This window comes from Stenotrophomonas maltophilia, assembly GCF_047782825.1.
Lineage (GTDB): Bacteria > Pseudomonadota > Gammaproteobacteria > Xanthomonadales > Xanthomonadaceae > Stenotrophomonas.
Window position 1 is genome coordinate 3,163,741 of sequence record NZ_CP180589.1, and the last position, 11,688, is coordinate 3,175,428.

Below are 11,688 nucleotides of genomic sequence, written 5' to 3' on the forward strand. Positions count from 1 at the left end.
AAGGACGATTCCGCTCAGGCAGCGGATATCTGTGCGGGTGCGTGGTCGTCGGGCGGTGGCGGTTCACTGCCACGGTCCAACGCCATGAAATCAAACAATGCGGGGTCGGCCAGCTGCGAGGGATGCACCTGGCCCATGGCCCGTGCGATCTGGTCCACGCGGCCGGGGTGGTCGATGTCCCACTGCTTCAGCATCAGGCCCACCTGGCGGCGCTGCAGGTTTTCCTGGCTGCCGCACAGATTGCAGGGAATGATCGGGAACTGTCGTGCCTGTGCGTAGGCGGCGATGTCGTGCTCGCGCACGTAGGCCAGCGGGCGGATCACCACGTGGCGGCCGTCGTCGCTGCGCAGTTTCGGCGGCATGCCGGACAGCTTGGCGTGGTGGAACAGGTTCATGAAGAAGGTGGCCACCATGTCGTCGCGGTGGTGGCCCAGCGCGATGCGGGTGAAGCCGTGCCGTTCGGCATGGGCGTACAGCGCGCCACGGCGCAGGCGCGAGCACAGCGAACACATCGTGCGGCCTTCGGGAATGACCCGGCTGACCACCGAATAGGTGTCCTGTTCGATGATCTGGTACGCCACGCCCAGGCTGGCCAGGTACTGCGGCAGCACGTGTTCGGGGAAGCCTGGCTGCTTCTGGTCCAGGTTCACCGCCACCAGTTCGAACGGCACCGGTGCCTTCTTCTGCAGCTGCAGCAGCAGGTGCAGCAGGGTGTAGCTGTCCTTGCCGCCGGACAGGCAGACCATGACCTTGTCGCCGGCGCCGATCATGCCGAAATCGGCGATGGCCTGGCCGACCTGGCGGCGCAGGCGCCGTTCCAGTACGTCATGCCCGCCCGCGCGCGCATCGCGCACCGCGCGCGGCACCGGGTCGGGAAGGGAGATCACAGCACTCATGCGCTCCATTCTAACGGCTTGCGGCCGCCCCGACCGGGGGTCGGAATTCCCCTCTCCCGGTCGTCATCGTCGCTGTGTATGCTCGCAGACTGTGGACACCTACAGCCCCGCCGAGATCGTCGAACGCCTGGTCGCTCTGCGCGCCGAACACCGCGTGCTGGATGAACAGATCACCCGCATGGCGGCCAATGGCGAGGACGAACTGGAATCCAAGCGCCTGAAGCGACGCAAGCTGCAGTTGAAGGACTGCATCGCCAAGCTGGAAAGCCTGCAGATTCCCGACGAACCGGCGTAATGCCGGTTCGGGTAGGTGCCAGCCTTGGTTGGCTTCCTGCCCTGGTAGGTGCCAACCTTGGTTGGCACAGTACCCATGAGGTTTCCATTCGCCGGGCATGCCCCGGCGCTACCGTCAGGCTTGCGGGGTCGGCTCGTCCGGGCGCGCCGCTTCGGGGCTGACGCGCTCGATGGTGTGGCGCAGCTCGCGGCCGAGGATGAACTTGGCGTCCTTGGCCCAGCTGTCCAGGCGGTCGTCGAACAGCAGCTTGCTGTTCTCATCCGGCCAGACCAGGCGCAGCTCGCGCAGCTTCTGGATGAAGCCACGGAACAACGACTTGTCGAAGAACTCCGGTGCGGCCGGCGCGTAGAGCAGGCTCAGGCGCTGCGCGGCCTGCTGGCACAGGCTTTCCAGTTCAGCTGCACCCAGCGTGCCCGGGCCATTCTTCACCAGCACCGAAATGGCGATGTAGTAGCGCTCGAACGCCTGCTGCAGCGAATGGCCGATGGCGCGCAGGCGGAACACTTCGTCGGTCTGCCCGGTGTTACGGGTCAGCATGCCGCCGTCGTCGTCGTTGACCTGCTGCAGCAGCCCTTCGCGGATGAACACGTCGATGGTCTGCTCGATGCGCTGGGCGAACTCGTCCTCGCTCCACGGCAGGAAGAGCTCGGCCTGCAGGAACGGGTACACGGTGCGGCCCAGCCGGACCAGGCCGGTGCGGCTCATGCGGCGGTTGTTCTGGAAGCAGCAGGCCACCCACGAGGAAGCGGTGAACAGGTGCACCACGTTGTTGCGGAAGTAGCTGAGCAGCACCGCGGTGTCGCCGCTGACGCTGAGCACGTCGCCCAGCGGATGCTTGACGCGGGTGAGGACGTTGATTTCCTCGGCGTGGGCGATGATCCGCTCCGGCGGGTGCGGGGTCACCGTCACCCGGTCCGAATACGGCATTTCCACCAGCAAGGTCTTGCACAGCTCGATCTGCGCGATGAGGTCGGCCTCGCCCATGGCGTGCTTGGGCGTGGACAGCAGGGCCAGCGCCAGCAGGTTGATCGGGTTGACGTCGGCGGCGCCGTTGATGCGCACCTGGATGCGCTCGGCCAGGGTGTCCACGGTGGTCGACAGCCAGGACGGCTTCTCGTCCTCGGACACTGCCTCGCCGTTCCACTCCGGCGCCTTTTCGGCCAGCACATCGTTCAGCGGGATCGGTTCGCCGAAGTTCACCACCACTTGGCCGTAGTTCTGCTTGAGCACCTTGGGGATGCCCCACAGCAGCGACCAGATCGATTCCTTTTCCTTCGGCCGCCCGGACAGTTCGTCCAGGTAGCTGCCGCCTTCCATCAGCTTCTCGTAGCCGATGTAGATGGGCTGGAACAGCACCGGTTTGCGCGGCTGGCGCAGGAAGGCACGCAGGGTCATCGAGATCATGCCGCCCTTGGGCTGCAGCAGGCGGCCGGTACGCGAGCGGCCCCCTTCGACAAAGTACTCGATGGAATAGCCACCGGCCACCAGCTGCGCGACATATTCGCTGAGCACCGCCGAATACAGCGCGTTGCCGCGGATCGAGCGGCGGATGAAGAACGCGCCGCCCTTGCGCAGCAGGGTGCCGACCACCGGCAGGTTCAGGTTGATGCCGGCCACGATGTGCGGCGGCACGATGCCACGGTCGTACAGCAGGTAGGACAGCAGCAGGTAGTCCATGTGGCTGCGGTGGCTGGGCACGTAGACCACTTCGTGGCCCGGCGCGGCCGCCTTGAATTTGTCCAGGTGGTGCACCAGCACGCCGGCGTAGATGCGGTTCCACACGTGGCTGAGCATGAAGCTGGCCGAGCGCACCACCGGGCTGGAATAGTCCGCGGCGATTTCCCAGGCGTAGGCATGCGCCTTCTTCCAGGCATCGGCCGGCTTGGAATTGTCGCGCTTGGCCTGGGCAGCGATTGCTTCGCGCACCGGTTCGGCGGCCAGCACCTGGTCCACCAGCAGGCGGCGGGTGGACAGGTCGGGGCCGATCACCGATTCACGGATGCGGCGGAAATGGGTACGCAGCACGCGCTGCAGCTTGCGCACGGTGCGCTCGGGCTCCAGGCCCTCGTCCACGGTGCTGCGCAGCGAGATCGGCGGGGCGAAGCGCACGATGGTGCTGCGGCCGTTCAGCAGCAGGCCCAGCAGACGGCGGAAGCGGCCGACCAGCGCCCAGTTTTCCGAGAACAGCACGGCGAACCAGCCGCTCTGCTTGTCCGGTGCACGGCCGACGAAGATCGACACCGGCACCAGGTGCACGTCCAGGTCCTCGCGCACGCGGTGCGCCTGCAGGACCTTGGCCAGCGAATCGGAATGGGTCTTGGCGCCGCGCTGCTCGGGAATCAGCGAATTGCTGGAGCTGCGCCGCGACAGCGCCAGGTAGGCGCGCTTGCGGCCGGTCGGGTCACCGGCCAGCGGCACCAGCGGCGAGGGCAGGCCGGCCTGGCGGCAGGCCTTGTCCAGGATCAGGGCGTTGGACAGGCCGTAGTCTTCCAGCACGTACATGACCGGGCGGCCATCGTTGTACTGGCCCGGGTCCTCCGGCTCGATCTTCAGCGACAGCCAGGGCTCGACCAGGCGGCCCAGCAGGCGCGCCCACAGCGGGCGGCGGCCGACCGGGCGCGCATGCGCGGGCGGCGGCACCGGGTTCGGGCCGGTGCCGGTCGAGGGGGACGCCGCACCGGTGTCGGCGGGCGTCGGCTGGGATTCTTCGCCGGGGAACGGCAGCGGGTTCTGTTTCGACATCGGCGCCATTATGGCTTAGGCGGTGCCGTTGCCGCTTCCCCACCCCCGGCAGGGGCTTCAGCCGGTGCCGGCGCGGCAGCGGCGCGGGCGGCATCGGCCTTGCGCAGCAGGGCATCGGTGTCGGCCAGGGTACGGGTCAGGTACCAGTGGCCCTCGCGGCGGCTGAGCGGCAGCTGCAGGGTCAGGGTGCGGCCGCCCAGCTCGTACTGCATGCGCACCAGCGCGTTGTCCCCTTCCACCGACAACAGTTCGCCACGCAGGCTGCGCAGGGCGTCATCCACGCCCAGGCCGTAGCTGGCCAGCACCGCCTTGACCGAATGCAGGAAGGGCGCCAGCTGCTGCAGGCTGCCTTCCATGCCGGCCGCACGCAGGCCGTCCTCGTCGTGGAAGCCGACCTTGGCGGCGGCCTCGACCAGGGCCGCAATGCTGCTGCGGGCGCGGGCACGGTCGCTGATCGGCGCGCCCTGCGCCCAGCCGGCCAGGGTTTCCACCAGGGCGATGTAGTGGGTCTGCTGGCTGGGGGTGTAGCCCTTCTGGTGGCGCAGGTACTGCACACCGAAGTTGCCCATCGACTGCGCCGCCTGGCGCACGGCGCTGGCCTGCCCGGCCAGCTGGCGGTCGAAGCTGCGCTGCAGCTGGGCACTGGCATCGGGCTGCCGCAGCGCAGCCAGCATCGGCAACAGCTGGTCGCCCAACGGCAGTTCGGTCACCGGCCACTGGCTGTGTCCTTCAGCCCAGGCCTGCTGCAGGCGCTGGTACTGGCCCGGCGGTACCGACAGCCGGGCGTAGCCCAGCAGATCATCCTCGGCCAGGCGCTGGGCCATGGCCTGCACCGCCGCCACCGGCTCGGCCGCCGGCTTGGCCGGGTCATTGCCGGATTCGCGGCACGCGGCCATCGCCAGCAGCAGCATGGCCGCCAGCCCCCACCCACGCGCAGACCTTCCTCGCACCGCCACGCTCATGCAATCGGACTCCCCGGACCGGCCCGCATCTTGCGGCCTGCAAGGTGACAGCGGCAAGCCGTGCGGTCACGGTTCCGTCAGCAGAGGGGTCAGATCCCGCCGCCCGCGACAGCGGAGCACGGCCCCCCACGCGAAAAAAAAGAGCCCGGATCACGGGGATCACAGGCTCTTCAAGCCGGCGCAGGGCCGGAGGACAGTGTTGCGGCACATCTCCGGTGCAGGACCGGATGGCGGCGATCCTACGCGGGCGCCACAGTTAAGGCAACACTTCATGTAACACCATTCAAGCTATTGATTTTGTTGAATCAATGCATGCGGATGGAATGTTTTTTTCTGTCTACGGCAGGAATCGCGGCGATTCAGGCACAACCCCGGCGCCTGCAGAAACGCCACCCCGTTCGAAGCGGGGTGGCGTCCGGCTCAGCGCGCGGCCAGTGCCGAGGCGATTTCCAGCTGGATCGCCCGTGCTGCGGCCTGCGGATCGGCCGCCAGGCGGATCGGACGGCCGACCACGATGGCATCGGCGCCATCGGCGAAGGCCTGGGCCACGCCTACGGTGCGCTTCTGGTCATCGCCGACCGGGCCGCCGGGGCGGATGCCCGGGCAGACGATCGAGAACCCGGCACCAGTGGCAGCACGGATCGGACCGGCTTCCTGGCCCGAGGCGATCACGCCATCGACGCCGGCCGCCTGGGCGGCCAGCGCGCGCTCGACCACCACGTCCACCGGCTCGCGGTCGATGCCCATCTGCGCCAGGTCCAGGCGGCCCATCGAGGTCAGCACGGTCACTGCCAGCAGGCGCATGTCGCTGCTGTTGGCGGCCGCGCAGGCTTCCATCATGGCCGGGTGCCAGCCGTGGATGGTGGCGTAGCTGACCGGCCACTGCGACAGGCGCTTGATCACCGCAGCGGCGGTGGCGGGAATGTCGAAGAACTTCAGGTCGACGAATACGCGCTTGTCGCGGCGGGCCAGCTCGTCCAGCACCTGGAAGTACTCGCCGGAGGCGAGCAGTTCCATGCCGATCTTGTAGAACGCCACGCTGTCGCCCAGGCGATCGACCCACTGCAGCGCCTGCACGCGGTCAGGCACGTCCAGGGCGAAGATCAGCCGTTCGTCATCACGCAGCGGCAGCGGCGCGCGGCTCACGGTGCGTAGTCCAGCGCCGCGCGCTTGGCATCGTGGCGGGCCTGGCGCGACTGGGTGTAGTCGTTGTTGAACTGGGCCGGCTCGAAGCCGCCGTAGGTCGGGTTGGGCAGCATCCACCAGCGATCACCGAACCAGTCGTGGTACTGCTGCAGCAGCGCGTCACGGCCTTCGTTGGTGTTGGCGGTCACTTCCACGAAGTCACCCATCTGGTCGCCGAACTGCATCAGCACGCGGTACTTCTGCCCGGCCAGGCGGCGGCGGCAGTTCTTCTCGCTGCCGTTCTGCTCGCAGCCCGGCACCACGGTGCCCAGGCCCAGGAACACGCTGTCATCGGCCACCGGCAGGCCCTGCTCGCGCAGGTTGGCCAGGGTCGCGTCCTTCAGGTGCACGGCGCGGTTGGAGATGTACAGCAGGGTCACGCCCTTGGCATTGGCCGCCTTGGCGAAGTCGACCACGCCGGGGATGGCCTTGGCCTTCTTTTCAGCCACCCACTGGTCCCAGGTCAGCTCATCGTATTCCTTGCCGTCGCGCACCAGGCGCGCCTGGTAAGGCGAGTTGTCCAGCACCGTTTCGTCCACGTCCAGCACCACGGCCGGCTTCAGGCCCTTGGCATCGTTGCCGCGTTCTTCGGGCACCAGCGCATCCCAGTGGGCTTCCTTCAGCGCGGCATCCAGGTGGTCGGCGGCGGCGCGGTAGGTCTGCTCGGTGATCGCCTTGTATTCCTGCGCCCGCTGCATCCACAGCACGGCGTTGAGGTTGTCGTTGGCGGTGGCATCGAGCGCACCATCGGCCTTGGCGGCGGCCGGGGCTTGCGCGGCGGGGGCATCGGCGGCAGGCGCTTCAACGCGCTTGCAGGCCGACAGGCCGATCGCCGCAGTGGCGAGCAGGGTCAGGGACAGGGAAACAGGACGACGCATCAGGATTCACCGGCAATCAGATATACCCGCCCATTTTACCGGCAAAGATGACCGTGGCACGGCTATGCTTCCGGGTCGACCCGTTGCCTTGCGGAGGCCGCCATGACCGATCCCGTCCAGACCCCCGAGGTCCCCCTGCTCGACCCCGTCCAGGCCCGCCTGCTGGGCTGCCTGGTGGAAAAGGAGGCGACCACCCCGGACACCTACCCGCTGACGGTCAATGCCGCCCAATCGGCCGCCAACCAGAAGACCGCGCGCGAGCCAGTGATGAACGTCGATGCCGGCAGCGTGCAGCACGCCCTGCGCCAGCTGGACACGCTGGGCCTGGCCCGCCAGCACTTCTCCTCGCGCGCCGACCGCTACGAGCACCGCCTGCAGGCCGCGCTGGACCTGACCCGGCAGCAGACCGTGCTGCTGGCGCTGCTGCTGCTGCGCGGCCCGCAGACCCTGGGTGAGCTGGTCACGCGCAGCGAGCGCCTGCATCGCTTCGCCGATGTGGACGAAGCCCGCCACGCCATCGAGCGCCTGCAGCAGCGCGCCCTGCTGGTGGTGCTGCCGCGCGCCAGCGGCCAGCGCGAAGACCGCTACATGCACCTGCTGTGCGGTGAAGTGGACGGTGCCGCGCTGGCGGCGAAGTACGCCAGCAGTGGCGGTGGCAGCAGCGAAGCGGCCGACCCCGGCCTGGCCGAGCGTGTGGCCCAGCTGGAAGCGGCCGTGGCCGAGCTGCAGGCGCAGCTGGCGGAACTGCGCGGCTGAAGGGCATCGGCCGGGCATGGCCCGGCGCTACCGCGGGTGCACCCGGTAGTGCCGGCCGCTGGCCGGCATCCAGGCATGATCAGGTTGCCGGCCAGCGGCCGGCACTACCGGACCTCGGCCGCCCCCGGCGTGGCGTACAGGCGGCTGGGGCTGTCCACGCCCGGCAGCTGGATCACCCCGCGTTCGTGCATGCCCAGCCCCAGCAGGATCCGCCCGGAGGCGATGTTGTCCAGGTCGGTGATGCCGTACAGATGCTCGATGTCCAGCTGCGAGCGCGCATGCGTGAACACCGCCCGCGCCGCCTCGCTCGCGTAGCCCTGCCCTGCGAATTCCGACAGCACCGCATAGCCGATATCCGGCCCCGGCAGGCCATCACGCCGCACCAGCCCGGCATTGCCCAGCCACGCGCCATCGGCCAGCCGCTCGATGGCGTACATGCCGAAACCGTTCAACGCATAGCTGTGCAGCACCCGCAGCGCGATGTATTCCCGCGCCTGCTCCTCGCTGCGCACGTTGCGATCGCCGATGAAGCGCACGAAGCCAGGATCATTGAGCAGCGCCAGCATCGGCGCCGCGTCGCGGTCGGGCTCGATGCGGCGCAGCCGCAGGCGTTCGCTTTCGATGGGATGCACGCGCAGACCTCCAGCCGAAACCCCGATTCTGCCTCAACGCCCGGCTGTTGATTTTGATTTTGTTTTTTTCTTTTCCGTGGCTGGCGCGCACGGAACCTGTCCAGGGCCGGGTAGATGGGTTGCGCAGGGGCGTGAGCCGCATGGATGCGGCGACCGAGCTTACAGGGACGTACTTGCAGCGTCCCCTGCGCAGCCCATCTACCCGGCCAATCACGACTACATCGCGAACGGCGCCAACCACGAGGGGCTGCGCCGTTCGCCGGTCAATCGAACAGCGCCTCGATCGCCGCCAACCCCGCCGTCGCGCGCTCCTTCTTCCGCGCCGCATCCGCCACCGGGTCCGCGCCATCGCGCTGGATCTCCTCCGCCGGAATCTCCTCGAAGAACCGGCTCGGCTTCAACCGCACATGCTCGCCGAACTTGCGCGTCAGCTTGCTGTAGCTCATCCACAGCTGGATCTTCGCGCGGGTGATGCCCACGTACAGCAGGCGCCGCTCTTCCTGCAGGTTGCCTTCGTCCAGGCTGACCTGGTGCGGCAGCACGCCGTCCTCGCAGCCGACGATGAACACATAGGGGAATTCCAGGCCCTTGGACGCGTGCATGGTCATCATGCGCACCTGGTTGCCGCCCTCGTCCTTGTCGCTGCGCGAGAGCAGCGCCAGCTGGCCGGCCAGGTCGGCCGCGGTGGCACCGCGCGGGCCGCCCTCGAACCACTGCGCCAGTTCCTCGATGTTGTTCGCCCGGCGCTGGTAGCTGGCCTCTTCCTTGGCCTGCTGGCGCAGCTCGCTGAGCAGGCCCGACTCCTTGGCGACCTTGCGGATCATGTCGCCGGAGCTGATCTGCCGGGTCTGCGCGCGCAGGTCACGCAGGATGTCGGTGAAGCGCGCCAGGCTGTTGGCCGCCCGCGGCGACAGCTGCTGCAGCGCGCCGATCGACTCGGCGGCATGCGCCATCGGGATGTCCTTTTCCTGCGCCAGCTCGGCCAGCTTGGCCAGCGTGCCGGCGCCCACATCGCGCTTGGGCGACTGCACCGCGCGCATGAACGCAGTGTCATCGTCCGGGTTCACCAGCAGCCGCAGCCAGGCCAGCGTGTCCTTCACTTCCTGGCGTTCCAGGAACATGGTGCCGCCGGTCAGGTGGTAGGGAATACGCAGCAGCTGCATCGCCTTTTCCAGCGGGCGCGACTGGAAGTTGCCGCGGAACAGGATGCAGAAATCGCTCCACGGCACGTTGCGCGACTGCGCCACGAAGGCGATCTCGGCGGCGACCTTTTCTGCTTCGTGTTCGCTGTTGCGGCATTCCCACACGCGGATGCGCTCGCCATCGGCCTGGTCGCTCCACAGCTTCTTCAGATGCTCGTGCGGGTTGTTGGCGATGAGCGCGTTGGCCGCGCGCAGCACCCGGTTGGAGCAGCGGTAGTTCTGCTCCAGCTTGATGATCTCCAGCGCGGGGTAGTCACGCCCCATCTGCTGCAGGTTTTCCGGGTTGGCACCGCGCCAGGCATAGATCGACTGATCATCGTCGCCCACGCAGGTGAAGTTGCCCTTGTCGCCGGCCAGCTGCTTGAGCAGCCGGTACTGCGCATCGTTGGTGTCCTGGCATTCGTCCACCAGCAGGTAGCCGATGCGTTCGCGCCAGGCCACGGCGATGTCCGGGTTCTCTTCCAGCACCTGCACCGGCAGGCGGATCAGGTCGTCGAAGTCCACCGCATTGAATGCGGTCAGGCGCAGCTGGTAGCGCTCGTAGACGCTGGCCGCTTCCTTCTCGCGGTTGCTGCGCGCGGCGGCCATCGCCTGTTCGGGCGACAGGCCGGCATTCTTCGCGCGCGACACCAGGTTCTTCATGTCCTCGATGTCATCAGGCTTGGCGCCGGACATCAGGTCCTTGATCTGCGCGGCGGCATCATCGGCATCGAAGATCGAGAAGCCGCGCTTCAGGCCCACTGCCGCGTGCTCGATCTGCAGGAACTTCAGGCCCAGGGCGTGGAAGGTGCAGATCGTCACCTCGTCGGCATCCTGCTCGCGCAGGCGCTTGGCCACACGCTCGCGCATTTCCTTGGCCGACTTGTTGGTGAAGGTGATGGCCGCGATGCGGCGCGCGGGATAGCGCCCGCAGCCGATCAGGTGGGCGATCTTTTCCACGATCACGCGCGTCTTGCCGCTGCCCGCACCGGCGAGCACCAGCAGGGGGCCTTCGATGTGCAGGACGGCGGCGGCTTGGGGGGGATTGAGACCGTGCATTGGGAGGGGATTGTAGCGGGCGCGGGTGACGGCCACAGCCGCCGGCCGGTGGGCTTGCTGAACGGCTTCGGCCGGCCGGGGCGGCGGCGTACAATCGGCCGATGGCCAAGCTCTATTTCTACTATTCGGCGATGAACGCCGGCAAGACCACCACCCTGCTGCAGAGCGCGCACAACTACCGCGAGCGCGGCATGCGGGTGGCGATCCTGACCCCGCGCCTGGACGACCGTGCCGGCGCCGGCGTGGTGGCCTCGCGCATCGGCCTGCGCGCCGAGGGCATGGCCTTCGACCGCGACAGCGACCTGCAGCGCTGGGTGGCGCAGGACCTGGCCGACAACGGGCCGATGGGCTGCGTGCTGGTGGACGAGGCGCAGTTCCTGACCCGCGCCCAGGTGTGGCAGTTGAGCGAGGTGGTGGACCAGCTGCGCATTCCGGTGCTGTGTTACGGCCTGCGCACCGATTTCCGCGGCGAGCTGTTCGAAGGCAGCCAGTACCTGCTGGCCTGGGCCGACGAGATGCAGGAGATCAAGACGATCTGCCACAGCGGCAAGAAGGCCACGATGACCGTGCGTGTGGACGAGCATGGCCATGCGGTGCAGGACGGCCCGCAGGTGGAGATTGGCGGCAACGAACGCTACGTGTCGGTCAGCCGGGCGGAGTTCAAGAAGATCACCCGGGGTGAAGGGCGGATCGACCCCGCGCAGGCGCCGCTGCCGTTGTAAGGGGGGGAGGCTTTTTTGCAGGGCTTGCAGCCCTGCACCTGCTCAATGCAACGGCAACGGCAACAGCCAGAGCCAGAGCCAGAGCGGGCATTCCGTGGGATGGCGGGGCACTGTGGGTGTGCGGGGACGGCGCAAGTACATCCATGTAGCCTTGGTCGCCGCATCCATGCGGCTCACACCCCGCACACCCACAGTGCCCCGCCTTCGACAGGTTCACGCGGCTGTTGGTAGGTGTCGACCTTGGTCGACACATCTGTCAGAAATCGAACGAATTCATCCACGCATGGCGTGGATCTACTGTGTCGAACCCACCAGAGCAGAACGCCGTTCCGACAGCTCGCGGGAAACTGTCGAAGGCGGGGTGGGTCCGGTTGAGGGGG

The 11,688-nt window shown here is 67.9% G+C and carries 10 protein-coding genes; 3 read left to right on the plus strand and 7 right to left on the minus strand.

The features are described 5' to 3' along the window. Nucleotides 1-14: 14 nt before the first annotated feature. On the minus strand, nt 15-896 hold the full coding sequence (ttcA, locus tag ACM2ZB_RS14780) for a tRNA 2-thiocytidine(32) synthetase TtcA (RefSeq protein ID WP_416056006.1): 882 nt from the start codon (nt 894-896) through the stop codon (nt 15-17). Nucleotides 897-987: 91 nt separating this feature from the next. On the opposite strand from ttcA, the gene ACM2ZB_RS14785 reads away from it, so the two are divergent. After that, nucleotides 988-1,191 (plus strand): YdcH family protein, encoded by a 204-nt coding sequence (locus tag ACM2ZB_RS14785; RefSeq protein ID WP_079224582.1) that lies wholly within the window; start codon nt 988-990, stop codon nt 1,189-1,191. Between the two features lie 114 nt (nt 1,192-1,305). Here the strand turns inward: ACM2ZB_RS14785 and plsB are convergent, their stop codons facing one another. The 4 genes from plsB to ACM2ZB_RS14805 form a co-directional block, all read right to left on the minus strand. Then, nucleotides 1,306-3,942: a glycerol-3-phosphate 1-O-acyltransferase PlsB gene (gene plsB / locus ACM2ZB_RS14790; RefSeq protein ID WP_416056007.1), complete on the minus strand. Its 2,637-nt coding sequence runs from the start codon at nt 3,940-3,942 to the stop codon at nt 1,306-1,308. Further along, nucleotides 3,942-4,895 (minus strand): hypothetical protein, encoded by a 954-nt coding sequence (locus ACM2ZB_RS14795; protein ID WP_416056008.1) that lies wholly within the window; start codon nt 4,893-4,895, stop codon nt 3,942-3,944. The genes plsB and ACM2ZB_RS14795 overlap by 1 nt, the downstream gene beginning before the upstream one ends. A gap of 420 nt (nt 4,896-5,315) precedes the next feature. After that, nucleotides 5,316-6,041, minus strand: coding sequence for an orotidine-5'-phosphate decarboxylase (pyrF, locus tag ACM2ZB_RS14800; RefSeq protein ID WP_416056009.1), 726 nt, complete (start codon nt 6,039-6,041; stop codon nt 5,316-5,318). After that, nucleotides 6,038-6,958: a 5'-nucleotidase, lipoprotein e(P4) family gene (locus ACM2ZB_RS14805; protein WP_416056010.1), complete on the minus strand. Its 921-nt coding sequence runs from the start codon at nt 6,956-6,958 to the stop codon at nt 6,038-6,040. Before ACM2ZB_RS14805 ends, pyrF begins: the two co-directional genes overlap by 4 nt. A gap of 102 nt (nt 6,959-7,060) precedes the next feature. On the opposite strand from ACM2ZB_RS14805, the gene ACM2ZB_RS14810 reads away from it, so the two are divergent. Then, complete coding sequence (locus tag ACM2ZB_RS14810; protein ID WP_416056011.1) at nt 7,061-7,714, plus strand: YceH family protein; 654 nt, start codon at nt 7,061-7,063, stop codon at nt 7,712-7,714. A 104-nt stretch (nt 7,715-7,818) separates the two neighbouring features. Here the strand turns inward: ACM2ZB_RS14810 and ACM2ZB_RS14815 are convergent, their stop codons facing one another. After that, nucleotides 7,819-8,346 (minus strand): GNAT family N-acetyltransferase, encoded by a 528-nt coding sequence (locus tag ACM2ZB_RS14815; protein WP_416056012.1) that lies wholly within the window; start codon nt 8,344-8,346, stop codon nt 7,819-7,821. A 263-nt stretch (nt 8,347-8,609) separates the two neighbouring features. Continuing rightward, nucleotides 8,610-10,586, minus strand: a complete 1,977-nt coding sequence (locus tag ACM2ZB_RS14820; RefSeq protein WP_416056013.1) for a UvrD-helicase domain-containing protein — start codon at nt 10,584-10,586, stop codon at nt 8,610-8,612. Between the two features lie 101 nt (nt 10,587-10,687). Between ACM2ZB_RS14820 and ACM2ZB_RS14825 the strand changes: the two genes are divergently transcribed. Then, on the plus strand, nt 10,688-11,308 hold the full coding sequence (locus ACM2ZB_RS14825; protein ID WP_116864814.1) for a thymidine kinase: 621 nt from the start codon (nt 10,688-10,690) through the stop codon (nt 11,306-11,308). Nucleotides 11,309-11,688: the final 380 nt, after the last annotated feature.